Source organism: Roseibium sp. Sym1 (assembly GCF_027359675.1).
Lineage (GTDB): Bacteria > Pseudomonadota > Alphaproteobacteria > Rhizobiales > Stappiaceae > Roseibium.
The window spans coordinates 185302-202921 of sequence record NZ_CP114786.1 but is presented as its reverse complement, the minus strand read 5'-3'; the positions used below and the strand labels follow the sequence as shown (position 1 = coordinate 202921).

Genomic DNA, 17620 nt, shown 5'->3' with positions numbered 1-17620 from the left:
TGGCGTGGAACCTGCCGTCAACAACTGGAAAGGTCAAGATGGCCGGCAAGAAGAGTGCACGGCGCGCCCGGCCGAGCCCGCGTGCCCGGTGCAAACCCGTCCTTACGACCGATCAGGCAGTGATGTTCGGGGCCTCAAAGACCGGACCGGTCCTCGTCCCGGCTCGGCACTTTGACGAGCGCTTCGCCCTCGAGGACGATGGTGTCGTCCACGCTGCAGATGCAGGACAGCCGGGCGCGGTTGCCGCGTTCCATCAGTTCCTCGACGGTCACGGTCACCTTGACGTCGTCGCCGATCTTGACCGGTGCCTTGAAATTGAGGGTCTGGGACAGGTAGATCGCGCCCGGACCGGGTAGGCGGGTGCCGAGCACGGCGGAAATCAGGCTGGCCGTGTAGAGGCCGTGGGCGATTCGGGTCTTGAACGGTGTTCTTGCGGCAAAATGCTCCGACAGGTGGATCGGGTTTCTGTCGCCGGAAACTTCGGCAAAACCGACCACATCAGAAGAACTGACGTGTTTTACAAGTTCTTCGCTCATCCCGACCGTGAGATCTTCGAAACACAGTTTTTGAAGTTCCAGCATTGAGAATTCCGCCCTGAAGTGTCTTCTTTTAAGCAACGCGGACGCTAGGCGGCGCAAGGATTTCTGGCAATTGTGCTTTGGGCGAAGAAAAAAGCGCCTGTTATTAACGGTCTTTTCAGGGGCGGCCGGTAAATTGCGTTGAGTGTGGGGAGGTGAGGACACAAGAATATGTGTCACTCTCCTTCGAAGTCATAACGCGATCCAACGGCCCACGGCCAGGGGCCGCGCAATTTGACAGTATGGAGTAGACAATGGCCCTTGATCTTCAGATGCCGGTCCTCGTGGTCGATGACTACAAAACGATGATTCGCATCATTCGGAACCTGCTCAAGCAGCTTGGTTTCGAAGACATCGATGACGCTGCGGACGGCACCGAAGCATTGGAAAAAATGAAGCAGCGCCGTTACGGCCTGGTGATTTCCGACTGGAACATGGAGCCGATGACCGGATACGAACTGCTCAAGCAGGTTCGTGCCGACGGCAGCCTCAGCAAGACACCGTTCATCATGGTGACGGCTGAATCCAAGACGGAAAACGTCATCGCCGCCAAAAAGGCCGGCGTGAACAACTACATCGTGAAGCCGTTCAACGCACAGACGTTGAAAGGCAAGATCGAGGCGGTCTTCTCCGACTGATTTCTTGCACCTGGCGGGGCCGCGGTGTCGAGCCGCCTCTCCGCCGGTGCCAGACGGGTGTCAAGAGAACGGCACGGTCTTGCCGGGCAGGCAGGCCGGGTCTGTCTTGGTGCATCCGCGACGTAATAGCGGTTCCTTCCGGGATCGCTCTTGGGAGGACGCCTCATATGGAAAGGCCGGACCTGGTGGCAAATATGAAGCAGGAAAACATTGCCCGCGTCATCGACTTTCTGCAAGAAAACAAGAACCGGCAGGGCGAGGTATCGCTCACGGATGTGATGCACCTCGCCGAGGTCATGTCCGGTTCCATGCATGATTTCCTGTCGACCGTTCAGCCGGCCGTCACGGAAGAACTGACCCTGATTGCCAAGGAAATCACGCGCATGAAGGAGGAAATCTCCCAGTTGCGCGCCAATGACATGACCGGCAACAAGATTCCGGATGCCGGGCGGGAACTCGACGCCATCGTCGAGGCCACGGAAGAGGCCACCAACTCCATCATGGAAGCGGCCGAGGAGATCATGGGTGCGGATACCAGCGACGCGGAAGCGTATCAGGAGCTGGTCAGCAACAAGATGATCGGAATTTTCGAGGCCTGCACCTTCCAGGACATCACCGGACAGCGCATTTCGAAGGTCGTGGCGACACTCCGCTATATCGACGAGCGCGTGAGTTCCTTCATCGAACACCTGCGCATCCCGGCAGATCTCGAGGTTGCCCTTAACGAGACTGACGAGGAGCGCCGCCAGCGCGAACTGATCCTGCACGGCCCGCAGCATGCCGGCGAAGGCGTCTCCCAGGACGACATCGACGCCATGCTCGGTGACGCGCAGGCGGATATCGACAAGCTGTTCGACTGACCCGGCATCAAAGACAAGATTTCGAAGGGCTCTCCGGCGGAGGGCCCTTTTGTTTTGCGGGGGCGGTCACCGCCGCTTCCGCGATCGTGATGTCAGTAGAGTCCTGTGCCGTGAGGCCAGGCGGGTCTGCTGGCAGCCCGGACATTTGCGGGCACAAGCACCCGAGACAGGTTCCTGCCCGCGTGGAGCTTTACCACCAGAGGCGCGGCAGGGCTGCGCGGGCGCGCAGGCCTTCTTCCGAGAGGCGGCGGCGGATGAGGTGTTCGTCCGGAGCGTCGCTCGGGCCGAAATCGGATGCGTGAATGCCGGCGGTGATGAACAGCACGTCGATGTCCTGTGAGACGGCGCCGCGAATATCCGTCGGCAGGCCGTCACCAATCGCCAGCACGTCCTCCTTGGCCACCTCGGTGCCGGCCAGTTTGGCCAGCCGTTCCATGGCTGCCGTGTAGATCGGCGCATGCGGCTTGCCCAGGATGACGACTTCGCCGCCGAGATCTTCGTAGAGACGGGCAAGGGCACCGGCGCACCAGATCAGCCGGTCGCCGCGTTCCACGACAATGTCCGGGTTGGCGCAGATCATCTTCAGCCCCCGGGCGGCCAGCTTTTCAAGCCGCTCACGGTAATCGTCGGGAGTCTCGACCTCGTCGTCGGTCAGTCCCGTGCAGCTGATGCCTTCGGCTTCGTCGTCCTTCAGGGTGAAGGTCGCTTCGAGATTGTGATAAAGCGGCTGGTCCCGATTGGGACCGATATGAAGCAGTGTCTTTTTGCCTTCGGCCTGCAGCACGGCGCGTGTGACGTCCCCGGAAGTGACAATGTCGTCATAGGTGCCGTCCGGCACTCCGAGTTCGGCCAGCATTTCCCCGACCTGTTTTGCCGGACGCGGGGCGTTGGTGATCAGGACCACCTTGCCGCCGGTGTCCTCGCGATAGGCCTTCAGGGCTTTGTGCGCACCTTCAAAAGCCGATACACCGTTATGAAGCACGCCCCAGACATCACACAGGATGCCCTTGTAGGAAGGCGCAAGGGCATTGAGCCCGTCAACAAGAAGCGGTGCAGAAACGGTCATGTCGGGTCACTCGGATCAAGGTGGGTCTGGTAGGCTGTGCGAAAGAATCGAGACAAACTCGGCGCGGACCATATAGGAACATACCGCGCTGCGAAAGCTGCATGCGTCAAAGGAAGTTTCATGGCAGTCAGGCAACTTGGCGAACAGGTGATCAACCAGATCGCGGCCGGCGAAGTGATCGAGCGGCCCGCCAGTGTCATCAAGGAACTGGTTGAAAATGCCGTCGATGCCGGAGCCTCGCAGGTGGATATTGTCACCGCCGCGGGCGGCAAGACCCTGATGCGTGTCGCCGACGATGGCGCCGGCATGCGCCAGGACGATCTGAAACTCGCCATCCGCCGCCATTGCACCTCCAAGATCTCGGACGACGACCTGTTCGATATCCGCACGCTCGGGTTTCGCGGCGAGGCGCTGCCGTCGATCGGTTCGGTCGCCCGGCTGGCGATCCAGACGCGGCACAAGGACGAGGATCATGCCTGGGCAATCGCGGTGGAAGGCGGCAGGGAACAGCCGCCTGTCCCGGCCGCGCGCACCAGGGGCACGCAGGTCGAGGTCCGTGATCTGTTCTTCGCAACGCCCGCACGCCTGAAATTCCTCAAGTCGGACCGTGCCGAGGCGGCGGCCATCACCGAGATCGTCAAGCGCATCGCGCTGGCCTATCCGGAAATCGGCTTTTCGCTCTCCGGCGCCGACCGGCAACCGCAGAGCTGGCCGGCAGCCCGCGGATCCGATCCGCATCTCGCGAGAATTTCCCAGATCCTCGGCAAGGACTTCGTCGACAACGCGATGGAGATCGACGCCGCGCGCGAGGGCGTGCGCCTGTCGGGTTTCGCAGGCCTGCCGACCCATCACCGCGGCAATGCCCAGCACCAGTTCTTTTTCGTCAACGGTCGTCCGGTGAAGGACAAGCTGCTGCTCTCCGGTCTGCGCGGCGCCTATGCCGATGTTCTGGCGCGCGACCGGCACCCTGTCGTGGTGCTGTTCATCGATCTCGATCCGGCCCAGGTGGATGTCAATGTGCACCCGGCCAAGGCGGATGTGCGCTTTCGCGATGCCCAGCTCGTTCGCGGCCTGCTGGTCGGCGCGATCAAGCACGCCCTGGTCCAGGCGGGACACCGGTCATCGACCTCGAATGCCGCCGTGGCGCTCGACGCCCTTCGAGGCACATCCGGCGGCAGCTATTCTGGCGGCAGCTATTCCGGCGGGCCCCAACCGTCGGCACCAGCCGGACAGGCGGGACAGGGTGGATACGGCGGAAGCTATGGGCAAGCGGCGGCGGCGGCGCGCTGGAGCCCGGACGCCTTTCGGCCCCTGGAAACGGCCGGGGCACCTGCCGCGGGTTTTGCCGAGGCACCGCAACCCGGTCTTCATCCGCAAAACGGTTTCGCGGATTTCGCCGCACCGTCCGCGGATGCGCGCGCCCATGACGTGCCGGTCGAGACCGAAAAGACCCGACTGCCGCTCGGCGCCGCAAGAGCCCAGGTGCACGAGACCTATATCATCGCCCAGACCGGCGATGGCGTCGTCATCGTTGACCAGCATGCCGCCCATGAACGCCTGGTCTATGAGCGGCTGAAGGAAGCGCTGGCGAAGAAGGAGGTTGCGCGTCAGATTCTCCTGATTCCGGAAATCGTCGAACTGCCGGAAGAGGACGCCGCAAGGCTTGCCGAGCGTGCGGAGGACCTGGAGCAGGTCGGTCTGTCGCTGGAAGCGTTCGGGCCGGGGGCGATCGCGGTCCGCGAAACGCCGGCCATTCTGGGCGACATGGATATCAGGGGCCTGGTGCAAAACCTGGCCGACGAGCTTGCCGAGTGGGACACGGCCGACGGCCTGAAGGAAAAGCTCGACCATGTCGCCGCCACCATGGCCTGCCACGGGTCCGTTCGCGCCGGACGGCGCATGCGGCCGGAGGAAATGGATGCGCTGTTGCGCGACATGGAGGCAACGCCGCTCTCGGGCCAGTGCAACCATGGAAGACCGACCTGGGTGGAACTGAAACTGACCGATATCGAGAAGCTGTTCGGCCGCAAATAGGCCGCTCCTGATCGGGAAACGCATGGAATGCGTAACCTTGTGGAGCATTCGAAGGAGACAAGGCATGGCCGACGTGCAAACCGGCAGCACTGAGGGGGGCACGAACCGGCGAACCGGCGTCGGGCCGCGTGCGCTGAGACTGTCCAGGAACCTCTTCGTCGTGGTCGCCGTCGCCTATGCCATGGCCGCCGGCTACATGTATCTCAACCAGCGCAGCTTCGTCTTCCTTCCGACCGGTGACCTGTCCACGCCAGCGGAAAAGGGGCTGGAAGGGGTCCATGTTGAAACAGTCGCAATGGCTGACGGCACCGACGTCACGGTATGGCGGGCCGCGCCGGCAGAGGACGGCGCGCCGACGGTGCTGTATCTGCACGGCAATTCCCGGAATGTGTCGGCGCGCTGGAAGCGGTTCAAGCAGATCCTGGACAGTGGCTTCGGTCTCTACGCGCCGAGCTATCGCGGTTACGCGGGCAGCGGCGGCAGTCCGTCGGAGGCGGCGCTGGTCTCCGACGCGCTGGAACATTACGACCGGGCCGCACAGGACGGGGCGCCGATCATCCTGCACGGCGAAAGCCTCGGCACCGGCGTTGCGACAGCCGTTGCCGCGGAACGCCCCGAAGCGGATCTGCTTGTCCTGGAGGCCCCCTACACGGCGCTGGTGGACATGGCATATGAAAAATACCCGTGGCTGCCGGTCGGGCTGCTGATGAAGGACCCGATGCCGACCCGCGAGCGGATCACCAGGGTCAGGTCACCCGTCCTGATCCTGCACGGCACCGCGGACCGTGTCATTCCGGTTGAGCACGGCAAGCGTCTCTTCGGTCTTGCGTCGCAGCCGAAGGAGATTGTCATCCTGGACGGTGTCGATCACGGTGATCTGTGGGTGAACGGTCTCTGGGAAAAAGTGGTGTCCGTCTGGCGGAGACGGGCCGGCTAGAGTTTCTTGTGTCGGACAAAAAATGCCCCGGGCGAATATCCGGGGCTTTGTCACTACAGCCTAGAAAGTGCGCTGCAGCCGGAAGGTGCCATAGAGTTCGGAACTGTCGCTCAGGCCCGACGCATTGCTGTAGTCGATGTCGCGGTACTGGATTTCCGGACCGATTTCGAAGCCCGGTACCGGATTCCAGACGGCATTCGCCGTTGCCGTCCACTGATCGAAGTTATAGGCGCCGAGGCCGGCATCGACCGTGTGGTAGCCGCCTTCGACATTGACCGCGACCGTGTCGGTGACCCCGAGGTGGACACCGCCGAAAATGTTGAAGGTCTTGGTCTTCTCGGTGGTGGTGCCGTTCCAGACCGCGTCGGTGATGCGGCCGGTCCAGTTTGAATTGCCGTAGCCGCTGGCGCCGTCGGTATAGACAGCCTGCAGCACCACGCTGCCACCATTGGCGAGCCCTCCGAATTCAATCTCGACACCGGCGCCGACAGCCCAGCCGAGTGTATCCTCGGAACTGCCGGTGATACCGTTATAGGTGGCGTTCGGATAAACCTGGTGCAGCGCGCCCATGATCTGGACCTCGCCCCAGCGCTGGTTCAGGCCGAGCGCTGCGACGAAATCCGGCATGCGGGTACCGCCATAGGCGAGTGTGCCGCCGTTCAGGCCAATGTTGGTTGTGCGTTCCGCCTGATCCTCGACCGCGACAGTCGCACTGTAACCGTCTCCGAAGGGGAGGGTATAGGCAAGCTGGTTGGTTTTCTGGTCGGAATAACTCGAAATCTGGGCACCGAAAGCGTAACCGGTGAAGAAATCGAAATTTGACCCGTTGCGCCCGGCCAGAAGCCCGCCCCACTGGATATAGGCCTTGTCCAGCGTTGAGGTTTCGTTGCCGTTGGTGACCGTCATGTAGGTCTCGATGAAGGCGCGCAAGGTGCCGAGTTCGGTCTCCGTGTAGGCGTCCAGATAAAGGTATCCGCGTGATCGCCACTGGTAGCCGTCCGTGTCCCGGTCACCCCAGGCGTTCTCGGCCTCGCCGAAATTGCGGAACCGGAACTCCGTCCGGACACGTCCGCCGACCCGCAGGCAGGTCTCGGTGCCTGGAATGTAGTAGAAGCGGGCACCGTAGGCGTCACAGATGCGAACGTAGTCGACCGGTTCGGGAGCCACGGGCAGGTCGGCGGAATGCGCCGGATTTGCCGCGGCAAGAAGACCGGCGAATGCGCCAAGAACGGCAAGACGTGTCATGTGATACCCCGATGGCATATGGAAACGATCCTGACGCCATTATCATATCTGTACATGATAATTTCTCCCCATGGAGCGCGGGAAATCCGGCATCGCGCGTGTTTTTGCAGGCGGTGTTGCCGTTGTGCCACGTGGCGCCGGGCTAGCGGCGCGACTGGAAAAACGACTTGAGGAGCTGCGCGGCTCCGGACGCGTTGACCCCGGAATAGACGTCCGGTGCGTGATGACAGGTCGGCTGGCTGAAGAAACGGGGCCCGTTGTCGACGGCGCCGCCTTTTTCGTCGTCCGCGCCATAGTAGAGACGGCGGATCCTGGCGAAGGAAATCGCCCCGGCGCACATTGGACAGGGCTCCAGCGTGACATAGAGGTCGCAGTCCGGCAGGCGCTGCGAACCCAGTGCACTGCAGGCCGCGCGGATCACCTGTATTTCCGCGTGGGCGGTCGGATCGTTCAGCTCCAGCGTCCGGTTGCCGTCACGGGCCAGGACCTGGCCGTCCCGCACCAGAACCGCCCCGACGGGGACCTCGCCGCGCTCCGCGGCACGTTCCGCCTCTTCGATGGCCAGGTCCATGAAGGTGGTTTGTCGGGACTGTGTCTCAGGTGCGCTCATGTGCATTCGCATCGCGGGATTGGAGGGGACGGCCATTGCCTTCATAGTTGGATTTGCTCTCGCCGTCAGCCCCGGTGGTGGCGAGCCATGCGGCCTCGGCAGGTGACCCATGCGCCAGATGGTGCAAACAAGCGATTCCCGAAAGGCTCAAGCTCTGCTATGACGCGCGCATGATGACAAGAAATTCTTCCGATCGCCCGGGCCGTGGAAACGGCCAGGGACGCGACAAACGTGCGGCGGACAAGCGCCGCTCAGCTCCCGGCGATTCACGCAAACCGGGCGGCAAGAGGCCCGGGCCCAAAAAGACCGCACCGGTGCCGGCTGCGATCCGCGACGGCGACGATACGGGCGGGCGCGGCGAGCGCATTGCCAAGGTGATGGCGCGCGCGGGCCTGTGTTCGCGCCGGGAAGCCGAGACCTGGATCGAGAACGGCCGGGTCCAGCTCAACGGCAAGGTGCTGACGACGCCGGCGATCACCGTCACGGCCGACGACAAGGTCCTGGTGGATGGAGAGCCGCTGCCCATGCGTGAGCGCACACGGCTGTGGCTTTATCACAAGCCCCGCGGCCTGGTGACCACCAACAAGGATCCTGAGGGCCGTCCGACGGTGTTCGACCGTCTGCCGGAAGATCTTCCCCGTGTTCTGACGGTCGGCCGGCTCGACATCAACACCGAAGGTCTGTTGCTGCTGACGAATGACGGCGGGCTCGCACGCGTCCTCGAACTGCCCTCGACCGGGTGGCTGCGCCGTTACCGGGTGCGGGCTTTCGGCAAGGTCACCCAGGCCGATCTCGACGGGCTGAAGGATGGCGTTGCCATCGAGGGTGTCCTTTATGGCGCCATCGAGGCAACGCTCGACAAGGAGCAGGGCGACAATGTCTGGATGACGGTCGGCCTGCGCGAAGGCAAGAACCGCGAGGTCAAGCGGGTGCTGGAGCATCTCGGCCTGACGGTGAACAGGCTGATCCGGCTGTCCTATGGCCCGTTCCAGCTGATGGACCTGCCGGAGAACAATGTCCGCGAGATCCGCGGCAGGGTGTTGCGCGATCAGCTTGGCGATGCGTTGGCCGAGGAGGCCGGTGCCGATTTCGACGCTCCCATCTTCCATGCGCCCAAGCAGGAGCCGGAAAAGAAGACGGCGGGCAACAAGCGTGGCGGCAGGACCGGCGACAAGCGTGACGCCGCGCAGGGCAAATGGATGACCGCGCGCGAAGGCAAGAGCGAGACCGACCGCCGCAAGGCGGCCAAAGCAGACCGCTCCGAACGCAAGCAGGAGCGCGGCAAGGGCCCGAGCAAGGGTCCGAGCAAGGGTCCGGGTCAGGGACCGCGCAAGAACAACGGCCCGCGCCAGGAAAAGGTGTCGCCGCGTTCGCGCTTCCGCATGACGTCCAGCCCGAAACCGCGCAAGGACTATGGGGAAGAACGCCGGTCGCCGCCGCCGCGAAAAATCTGGGGTGAGGACGGCCTCGTCGAGGACAAGCAGCAGCAGAGCCGCACGGACCGTGACAAGGACGACCGCCGCGGACCGCCCAGGGGGGGACGCGGCCCGCGGCGCGGAGACCGTTCGTGAGAATTGTTGCCGGACGGTTCAAGGGAACGGCGCTGGCCACGCCCAAGTCGCAGGGAACCCGGCCGACAAGCGACCGGCTGCGCGAGACCGTGTTCAATATTCTGGCCCACGGCCTGGAAATGGACCTTGACGGCGTCCGCGTGCTCGATCTGTTTGCCGGCACGGGGGCGCTCGGATTCGAGGCGATCAGCCGGGGCGCGGGTCACTGCACCTTCATAGAGGACGGCACCGAGGCCCGCGGGGTGATCCGCCGCAACATGGAGACGCTCGGGCTGAACGGAGTTGCGAAGATCTTCCGCCGCGATGCAACGCGCATGGGCGCGGCCGGCACGATCGCCCCGTTCGACCTTGTGTTCGCCGATCCGCCTTATGACAAGGGGCTCGGCGAGAAGGCCCTGGCGTCGGCCGCCGCCGGCGGCTGGCTGAAGCCGGGGGCGCTCTGTGTCCTGGAGGAACGCGCCTCTGCCGAGGTCGACATTCCGCAGCCATTTGAAAGTCTGGACACCCGGCAGGCCGGGGACAGCCAGGTCCTGTTCCTGCGCTTCAAGGGCTGAGACGGACGCGTCTCTCTCTCTCTCTCGTTCCCGTTCAGGCGCCGCCCGGCATCATGATGTAGACCGTCGGCTTGATTGGCAGGCTGGTCCGGCTGACGATCACGGAAGGCGTTTCCGCCCGCACGACCTCATAGCCGGCCTCAAGGGCCCGCCCGGTGAACGCCTGCAGGGCGCCGGCAAAATGAAAATGCATCGGGATCACCATCGCGGGGCCGATGCTTTCCAGGACCTCCATCAGACTGTCGAGGCGCAGGGTCGAGGTGTTGTCGATCGCGGCGAACACCACGTCGATCTGACCCAGCCGGGTCAGGTCCTCCTGTGTCAGCCTGTGGTGCAGGTGGCCGAGATGGGCAATGCACAGATCCGCAACCTCGAAGATGAAGATCGAATTGCCGAGGCGCCGGCTCTCGCCGTCCCAGCCGCGAATGTTGGTCTGAATGTTCCGTATGCGGACATCCCCGACCGTCAGGTCGTGGTCCATCGGTCCGCCCTTCGGATTCCAGCCGTAAAGCAGATGTTCGATGTTCGGGTCGGGACTGAGGGAGTAATGGGTGCTGTGGGCGCCGTTCATGGTTGCCACGGTGGGCGGCAGGAACGGCCGGACGCTGTCATTGTAGTCTGTCGCGATCCGGATGCCTTTCGGCGTCTCGAGTTCGAAGGTGGAATGACCGATGTAGCGGATCTGGACTTCACCGGTCTGGATCGCCGCTTGCCAGACCCGCATTTCGCCGGGCTGGGCCGATTTGAAAGGGGCTTGCGCGACCAGCTGGCAAATGGCCTGGGCGGGCGACACCGCCGCAAGCAACAGGGCCAGCCCGGCCGGGGCGCTCAGGATCTTTGCTGAACGCCTCTTGTGGCGGTGGAGGAACCGGAGAAGAACGGAAAGAAACGAAGCCATCATGTGCCACCCGTGTCTGGTCTGTCCGCTTAAGGGTAGGGGGAAGACACGTCGTGGCAAGGCGCGGCGTCCGGTCTGACCCGCGATTGCCGCTTTCCTGAAGGCCAGGGAGGCAAAGTGCCAAAAGAAAAGGCAACCGGCTCGCGCAAGATGCTGCGAAGGCGGTTGCCTGAGGTGGGGGCGGGTGGGAGGAAGAACCTGCCCCGGAAGGGAAATGTCAGATCACATGCAGGCTGACGGGCGCCTTGTGGCCCCTGTGCCGGTTGTCCTTGTCGATGTCTGTGCCCGTGCTGGCCTGGCGGAAGATCACCTCGCCGGCATGTCCCGCCTCGGCGATCAGGGCATGGCGGCTGCAAAGGGCCGCCAGTGCCAGGCCAAGTCGGCGGAAGTGGGCGCGGCGGTAGCAATAGACAGCCAGGGCGGCCCGCTGATTGTCAGGCAGCTGGCGTCCGAGATCCTTGACCGCGCCCAGCGTTGTCTCGAGCAGCCGTTTCAACAAATCGTCCGACACCGGACATGATTCCAAATCTGTCGATCCTGATGGCTGCATTTGTCCTGCTCCTAATATATTAAGAAAATTATTTGGGATTTTTATTAATGTTTTGTTAAAGGCAAAAGCGGCTCTAATAAAAACGATTTATCTGGTCAATTGTGCGTATGTTGCCTTCAAGTAACTTTCATTGGTTCTTTTATCAGGCTTGTCAATTGTTCCCGGGCGACGGTTCTCAGGGATTCGGCGTTGCCCAGAACGCGTTCCGCTTTCATGAAGTCCAGGACCCGGATCGGGTCGTGCGGCGGGCGCAACAGGATATCCGGTTGATCCATCTTCAGTTTTTGCTTGGTGATGGTCTGCATCAGGATCTGTGACGAGCCGAACAACGAGTCCAGCATGGTGATGTCGTCCTTGTCGTCCCGGGGGACGGGCGCGCCAACCACATCTACCGCGACAACGATGTCGCAGTCCTCGCGCAACCCGTCAAACGGCAGTGGATTGACAACGCCGCCGTCGATCAGGCATCGGCGCTCATGCAGGACGGGACGGAAAACCGCCGGCATCGCGATCGATGCGGCAAGGGCCGGCAGAATCGGGCCGCTGTCGAAGGCGACTTCCTCGCAGCCGTAGAAATCAGCGGCGTGCATGCGCAGGGGTATCTGGAGATCCTCGAACCGTTCCGGCAGGTATTCACCGATGAACACCTCCAGAACCCGCTGAGGATCGAATTGGACCGGCGTGGACCGGATCATGTCCGCGAAGCGTTTGGGCCTGAGCTGCCACAGGCGGGAAAGGACGCTGTTGCGGTCCGCGAAGAGCGAACGCGTGATGTCCCGGATATCCTCGCCGCTGCGGCCGTTACCATAGACCGCGCCCATGATGGCCCCGATGGATGTTCCCGCAATCCGCGCCGGTTTCAGGCCCAGGTCGTCGAACGCCTCCAGGACGGGAATATGGGCGAGCCCGCGGGCTCCCCCGCCGCCCAGGGCAAGACCGATCCTTGGGCAAGTGTGGGGATTGAACATGAGGCACATCCTTATAGTGAACGTTGTTCACTTTATGTGGTGGGCCAAAACGGTTTTCCAACCCCCGGCATGTGAAAATGCCGGGAGAAGCCGGTATTCAAAAGGCTGCTGAGGCAGGGCGGGGACGGTTAGAGCGTTTTCCGATCAATCAGGATCATTTGATGAGTGTATCCGGTTCAGTCGGCAAGGCGCGCCGCGAAGCGCGATGCGGTGCATCGGGCAAGCGGCGCAACGCTGCCGATGGGCCGGATACTCTCACCCGCAACAGCCCGGATGCGTATGAGAAACAATTGAAATTGGGCCGGACGGTTTGGCGCGCCGGCGTCGTTGGCCCACCCTTGTGGTGGGAAACACCACCGCGCGTGACCCGCCTGGCCAGCGCGCCAAACCGTCTCGGTCAAATGACCCTTATGGGTCGGAAAACGCTCTAGATGACAAAATAGAGGTCGTCTACCGATTCCGACATCCAGTCGGTTGCCTGGTCGAAAGGCATCGGACGGGCGATCAGGTAACCCTGAATGGAGAAGTCACCCATCATGCGCAGACGGTCGTATTGCGCTTCCGTCTCGACCCCTTCGCAAACAATGCCGATGTTCAGGGAGCGGGCCAGATGAATCAGCTGGTTGACCACGACTTCCTTCTTGGCGTCCTGCAGCATCTGTTTCGTGAACGAGCGGTCGATCTTCAGACCGTTGATAGGAAGGTCCGTGACGTGGGACAGCGACGCATAACCGGTTCCGAAATCATCGAGTTCGACATGCACTCCAAGATCGAACAATTGCTTGAGGGTCAGCAGATGACCGGATCTTGAATCGTTGAGGAAGACCGATTCCAGCACCTCGGCCGTGATCCGCTCCGGACCGACCTCGTGTTTGGACATGGCCGCATTGAAGTGTTCCAGAAGTTTTCCCGATGCCAGGTGCGAAGGCGAGACGTTCACGGAGACGCGTCCGAAATCCAGTCCGCTGTCAAGCCAGTGCCGCGCGGCCGCCAGCGCCTTGTCGATGACGATTTCCCCGAGCATCGGCGCCAATCCGGACTTCTCGACAATCGGAAGAAATTCGCCGGGGGAGATCACGCCGCGCTCGGGATGCTGCCAGCGGACCAGGGCCTCGATACCCGTCACGGCCTGGGAGCGGAGATTGACCTGCGGCTGGAACACCAGGAAGAACTCGTCGTTCTTGAGGGCGTCCTTCAACTCCCGTTCCAGTCTGGCCTCGGTTTCGCTGTCCGCGCGCATGTCCGGCTTGAAGAACGTGTAACGATCCTTGCCGTTTTCCTTGGACTGGTAAAGCGCCAGGTCGGCATTGACCAGCAACGTGTCGAAGTCGCCACCGTCTTCCGGACACAGTGCGAGCCCCATGCTGACCGTGGGCCAGAAACGGTTGCCGTTGTAGTCCATCGGCTGGCGCATGAGACGGCGTGCGCGTTCGCACAATTCGTTGGGATCCGAGCTGCCGCTTTCGGCGAGGATGACGAATTCGTCTCCGCCCCAGCGATAGGCGGTGCCCAGGCCGCGGCAGATTTCCCTGAGCCGGCGGCCGGTCTCCTCCAGGCAGTGATCGCCGGCAAGGTGCCCGAGCGTGTCGTTGACCCTCTTGAAGCCGTCCATGTCGACATGAACCAGGAACGCCGGCTTTTCCTCCCTGGCGAACCGGATCTTGGCGTCTCGCTGGCAGCCGGCCCGGTTCGAGAGCTTGGTCAACGGGTCGAAATAGGCCAGGCGTTCCGCGCGGACCTTGGCCTCACGGGTCTCGTTTTCGCGCTGTACCCGTTCGGACACATCGTTTGCGATGGCGACAAAGAGGTCCCTGTCCTGGTCTTTCATCAACTGAACACGCAGGTCGACCGGGTATTCGCTGCCGTTCTTGCGCCGGTGCACGCTTTCCACCGAAAGGCTCACCTGAACGCCGTCCAGCAGCGGCTCCACGTGACGGCGCACGGTTGCCATGTCATAGACCGGATCGATGTCCCAGATCCGCTGCGACTTCAGTTCCTCGAGACTGTAGCCAAGGTTGTCGAGCGCGCACTGGTTCGCATATTCGATGTGGAAGGTGCTGGCATTCAGGATGTAGATCTCGTTCAGGGAGGATTCCAGAATGCTGGCAAGCAGCTGGTTGCGCCGTTCCGCGTGGCGGCGTTCGGTGATGTCGTGAACGATACCGACCACCTTCGCAGGCTGGCCGTCCGCATCGGGAAGCACATATCCCCGCACATGCAGGTGTTTTTGACCGCCGTCTTCCTGGATGAGCGAATGTTCGACATCGAATTCGCTGCAGGTCTCGATTGCCTTGCGGACCAGGCCGAGGGCGGCATGATGCTCGTGGCTCGGTATGCGGGCAAAGATCTGTTGCTGTATTTCCTTCGCCGGTAGCTCCGCCGACAGGCCCATGATCCTGAAAAATTCTTCCGAACCCCGGATTTCGTTGGTGGCTATGTCCCGTTCCCAGTTGCCGACATGGGCAATATGCTGTGCCTCGGTCAGCTGCTGCGCGCTTTCCTCGAGCTTGCGCGTGTTGTCGCGGACTTCCGCTTCCAGACGCAAGCGCGTTTTCCGGACCGAGGACTGGAGCCTAGTCAGGAGACGGAAGACCACTGCCCAGGCCAGCAGCGCCAGGCCGATTCCGGCCATGAGCGACAGAAGTGTGCCCTCCAGGAACGCCCAGACGTTGCGGGTGATGTCTTTCACCAGAACGAGACGTACGACATGTTCCTGGCTGATGACGGGTATCGGAAGGTTCCGGACCATGAAGACCCTGTTGTCCTGAAACTGGAACCGGTCGAGGCCGTCGACACTGTTGCTGCCGGAAATCACCTTGTCGAAATCCAGACCGGTCGGTGTCAGGTCGCCGAGTACCCGATAGGTCAGGGTGCCGCCACCCTGCTCGCCGGCGGCGCCGATCTCGCAGAGTTTGACAATCTGCGCGTTCACGGCCGAGCTGGCCAGGGCGAGGGATTGTTCGATGTTGAGGGCGAGCTTGAGATAGCCGATCAGCTTGCCGTCGACGATCCACGGGTGGAGTATGCTGACGACGATTTCGTTGCCGGGCCCGAACTCTATGTCATTGGTCTGGCGAAACAGGTTCGCGTTCAATTCGGTTTGAAAACTGTCCGCATGAAGGTTGGCCAGAGCGGTGCCGCGTGCCAGGTAGACCGGCTCCTGTTCCGCGGAGAAAATGGCGAGTTCGGCTATCTTGAGATCTGCCGCCTTGCGGGCGAAAACCCGGTCCGCGACCTGCCTGATCTCGCTCTGGTCCTTTGTCCGGATGGCATTCACGAGGTCCTGGTCCGCGCTGACCGCGGCAACGGCCTCGGTCAGTGCCTCGGTGCCGCGTGCGCGCTGGTGCACAAGCAACCGCTCGGCGGTCTGCATCGTGGCCACCTGCGGTTCGCGCAAACTCCGGTATTCCAGCACGATGTTCTGAAGTGTGAGAGCGGCGACGGTCAGGGCAAGAAAGGACAGGAAAACCACACGAAGCGGTTTTTCGAAACAGGTCTCGTCGGCGCACCATCTGTCGAGCAGACTGTCCAGACGTGCATTGAGACCGCGCATGCGCGGTCTGCCCTCACGCAAGTCTTGTCGCCGCCATGACTGTTGCTTTCCCACGCGTTGCACCTGTTCCCCCGGGCAGCCACCGCTGCGCCCATTCCGGCAGGAACTATCCGCTGGTATTTTTGGCCCTGGGGCCGTGTAGGTTTACGCAAACGATCACTGCCATTTTTCTCAATAGTGGTGAATGGTTAAATTGTATTGAATGGCTTTCTTAAAGCTTATTAACACTAGAATTCTTGAGGGTTTGCAATTTCGGAAGCGACGCAACGGAAAGTTGCTTTCCCGAGGGAACGTTTATCGTTCCGCTGCAGCGTTGTGAGTGCTTTGTCAGCGGCTGAAAAAGTCAAGAAGAGCATCGAACGTCTCGTCCGGTGCCTCCTCGGGCAGAAAGTGGCCGCAAGGCAGGGACAGACCCTCGGCGCCCGGGCACCAGTTGCGCCAGACGTCCAGCGGCGAGTCGACACTTGTCGCAATGCCCTTGTCGCCCCAGAGGGCGAGGAGGGGAATTTCGATTTTCTGACCGGAATCGAGTGACTGCCGGTCATGCTCGTAGTCGGGGCCGGCTCCGGCCCGATAGTCTTCGCAGGTTGCCGATATCCTGTCCGGATCACAAAACCAGGCTCGATTGTGCTTGAGCGCTTCCTCGGAAAAGCATTTCAGGCTTTTCTCGGCGGTCCAGCTTCTGAGCGTGTGAAACAAAAACCGGACCGGAGAGGCGGAGATCAGTTTTTCCGGAAAGGGCGCGGGCTGGGCCAGAAACATCCAATGGTAGATTTTCAGGCCAAAGAGCCGGTCGAGCCTGTCCCAGTAGTCGCAGGTCGGCAGGATATCGAGCACCGACATGCGCTGGATCCGATCCGGATGATCGAGCGCCATCCGGTAGGCAACGCGTCCGCCGCGATCATGTCCGGCAAGGAAAAAGCGCTCATGTCCTAGAACATGCATGAGCTCCACGAAGAGCGCCGCCATTGACCGCTTGGAATAGGCCGCATGATCCGCCGAAAGCGGCGGCACGGACGATCTGCCATAGCCGGGAAGATCGGTGGCAACCACGGTAAAATGTTCGGCGAGCCGCAGGGCAATCTTGTGCCAGCACACATGGGACTGCGGGTAGCCGTGCAACAGCAGAAGCGGCGGTCCTGACCCGCCCACCCGGCAGAAAAGCCGCTCTCCATTGGCTTCGACCGTCATACTGTCGAACCCCGGAAACAGGTTCGGCAAGGTTCTGTGCAAGTCAGTCTCCCCAGGCTGCGCCGGTCAAAGATTACTTGCGATGGGAAACAAATGCCAAGTCCTGAATTTGTGGCGCGTCTCCTGGAGCGTTTTCCGATCAATTCGGATCATTTGATGAGACTATCCGGTTCACTCGGCAAGGCGTGTTGCGAAGCGCGATGTGGTGCATCGTGCGAGCGGCGCAACGCTGCCGATGGGCCGGATCGTCTCACCCGCCACAGGACCGATGCCCATGAAAACAAATGAGAATGGGCCGGACGGTTTGGCACGCCGGCGTCGTTGGCCCACCCTTATGGTGGGCAACACCACCGCGGCTGGCCCGCCT

At 62.0% G+C, this 17620-nt stretch carries 15 protein-coding genes; 6 read left to right on the top strand and 9 right to left on the bottom strand.

What is annotated here, in order from left to right; all coding sequences use genetic code 11:
- Positions 1-134: 134 nt before the first annotated feature.
- Positions 135-581 carry a MaoC family dehydratase gene (locus O6760_RS00935; RefSeq protein WP_269583620.1) on the bottom strand — a complete coding sequence of 149 codons (447 nt, stop codon included), beginning with the start codon at positions 579-581 and terminating at the stop codon, positions 135-137.
- A gap of 251 nt (positions 582-832) precedes the next feature.
- On the opposite strand from O6760_RS00935, the gene O6760_RS00930 reads away from it, so the two are divergent.
- The gene (locus tag O6760_RS00930; RefSeq protein WP_006935666.1) at positions 833-1216 is read left to right on the top strand and encodes a response regulator; all 384 of its coding nucleotides are present in this window, start codon (positions 833-835) and stop codon (positions 1214-1216) included.
- Positions 1217-1383: 167 nt separating this feature from the next.
- A complete protein-coding gene (locus O6760_RS00925; RefSeq protein ID WP_269583619.1) occupies positions 1384-2076 on the top strand; it encodes a chemotaxis protein in 693 nt (230 codons plus the stop codon).
- A gap of 190 nt (positions 2077-2266) precedes the next feature.
- Here O6760_RS00925 and O6760_RS00920 read toward each other — a convergent pair whose 3' ends face one another.
- Positions 2267-3142, bottom strand: a complete 876-nt coding sequence (locus tag O6760_RS00920) for a TIGR01459 family HAD-type hydrolase (protein ID WP_269583618.1) — start codon at positions 3140-3142, stop codon at positions 2267-2269.
- A gap of 120 nt (positions 3143-3262) precedes the next feature.
- Between O6760_RS00920 and mutL the strand changes: the two genes are divergently transcribed.
- Both mutL and O6760_RS00910 read left to right on the top strand, forming a co-directional pair.
- A complete protein-coding gene (gene mutL / locus O6760_RS00915) occupies positions 3263-5176 on the top strand; it encodes a DNA mismatch repair endonuclease MutL (protein WP_269583617.1) in 1914 nt (637 codons plus the stop codon).
- Positions 5177-5240: 64 nt separating this feature from the next.
- A complete protein-coding gene (locus tag O6760_RS00910) occupies positions 5241-6113 on the top strand; it encodes an alpha/beta hydrolase (protein WP_269583616.1) in 873 nt (290 codons plus the stop codon).
- 60 nt (positions 6114-6173) lie between these two features.
- On the opposite strand, the gene O6760_RS00905 is transcribed toward O6760_RS00910, so the two are convergent.
- Entirely contained in the window at positions 6174-7358 is a 1185-nt protein-coding gene (locus O6760_RS00905; protein ID WP_269583615.1) for a porin, read from the bottom strand.
- A 142-nt stretch (positions 7359-7500) separates the two neighbouring features.
- Positions 7501-7968, bottom strand: coding sequence for a nucleoside deaminase (locus O6760_RS00900; protein ID WP_269583614.1), 468 nt, complete (start codon positions 7966-7968; stop codon positions 7501-7503).
- 170 nt (positions 7969-8138) lie between these two features.
- Here O6760_RS00900 and O6760_RS00895 point away from each other — a divergent pair, with 170 nt between their 5' ends.
- Positions 8139-9539: a pseudouridine synthase gene (locus O6760_RS00895; protein ID WP_269583613.1), complete on the top strand. Its 1401-nt coding sequence runs from the start codon at positions 8139-8141 to the stop codon at positions 9537-9539.
- Complete coding sequence (gene rsmD, locus O6760_RS00890) at positions 9536-10093, top strand: 16S rRNA (guanine(966)-N(2))-methyltransferase RsmD (protein WP_269583612.1); 558 nt, start codon at positions 9536-9538, stop codon at positions 10091-10093. The genes O6760_RS00895 and rsmD overlap by 4 nt, the downstream gene beginning before the upstream one ends.
- Positions 10094-10127: 34 nt before the next feature.
- Here the strand turns inward: rsmD and O6760_RS00885 are convergent, their stop codons facing one another.
- From O6760_RS00885 to O6760_RS00865, 5 genes are all read right to left on the bottom strand, one after another.
- Entirely contained in the window at positions 10128-10994 is an 867-nt protein-coding gene (locus O6760_RS00885) for an MBL fold metallo-hydrolase (RefSeq protein ID WP_269583611.1), read from the bottom strand.
- Positions 10995-11208: 214 nt separating this feature from the next.
- Positions 11209-11502 (bottom strand): hypothetical protein, encoded by a 294-nt coding sequence (locus O6760_RS00880; RefSeq protein WP_269583610.1) that lies wholly within the window; start codon positions 11500-11502, stop codon positions 11209-11211.
- Positions 11503-11657: 155 nt separating this feature from the next.
- Entirely contained in the window at positions 11658-12509 is an 852-nt protein-coding gene (locus O6760_RS00875; RefSeq protein ID WP_269583609.1) for a patatin-like phospholipase family protein, read from the bottom strand.
- Between the two features lie 427 nt (positions 12510-12936).
- Positions 12937-16062: a bifunctional diguanylate cyclase/phosphodiesterase gene (locus O6760_RS00870; RefSeq protein ID WP_269583608.1), complete on the bottom strand. Its 3126-nt coding sequence runs from the start codon at positions 16060-16062 to the stop codon at positions 12937-12939.
- Positions 16063-16389: 327 nt separating this feature from the next.
- Entirely contained in the window at positions 16390-17253 is an 864-nt protein-coding gene (locus O6760_RS00865; RefSeq protein ID WP_442969907.1) for an alpha/beta fold hydrolase, read from the bottom strand.
- Positions 17254-17620 lie beyond the last annotated feature (367 nt).

Bases quoted from the DNA above. Each gene is read 5' to 3' on its own strand.
- O6760_RS00920 (WP_269583618.1), bottom strand. From the start codon at position 3,142: ATGACCGTTTCTGCACCGCTTCTTGTTGACGGGCTCAATGCCCTTGCG.
- O6760_RS00925 (WP_269583619.1), top strand. From the start codon at position 1,384: ATGGAAAGGCCGGACCTGGTGGCAAATATGAAGCAGGAAAACATTGCC.
- O6760_RS00875 (WP_269583609.1), bottom strand. From the start codon at position 12,509: ATGTTCAATCCCCACACTTGCCCAAGGATCGGTCTTGCCCTGGGCGGC.
- mutL (WP_269583617.1), top strand. From the start codon at position 3,263: ATGGCAGTCAGGCAACTTGGCGAACAGGTGATCAACCAGATCGCGGCC.
- O6760_RS00870 (WP_269583608.1), bottom strand. From the start codon at position 16,062: ATGCGCGGTCTCAATGCACGTCTGGACAGTCTGCTCGACAGATGGTGC.
- O6760_RS00895 (WP_269583613.1), top strand. From the start codon at position 8,139: ATGATGACAAGAAATTCTTCCGATCGCCCGGGCCGTGGAAACGGCCAG.
- O6760_RS00865 (WP_442969907.1), bottom strand. From the start codon at position 17,253: ATGACGGTCGAAGCCAATGGAGAGCGGCTTTTCTGCCGGGTGGGCGGG.
- O6760_RS00910 (WP_269583616.1), top strand. From the start codon at position 5,241: ATGGCCGACGTGCAAACCGGCAGCACTGAGGGGGGCACGAACCGGCGA.
- O6760_RS00905 (WP_269583615.1), bottom strand. From the start codon at position 7,358: ATGACACGTCTTGCCGTTCTTGGCGCATTCGCCGGTCTTCTTGCCGCG.
- O6760_RS00930 (WP_006935666.1), top strand. From the start codon at position 833: ATGGCCCTTGATCTTCAGATGCCGGTCCTCGTGGTCGATGACTACAAA.
- O6760_RS00900 (WP_269583614.1), bottom strand. From the start codon at position 7,968: ATGAGCGCACCTGAGACACAGTCCCGACAAACCACCTTCATGGACCTG.
- O6760_RS00885 (WP_269583611.1), bottom strand. From the start codon at position 10,994: ATGATGGCTTCGTTTCTTTCCGTTCTTCTCCGGTTCCTCCACCGCCAC.
- O6760_RS00935 (WP_269583620.1), bottom strand. From the start codon at position 581: ATGCTGGAACTTCAAAAACTGTGTTTCGAAGATCTCACGGTCGGGATG.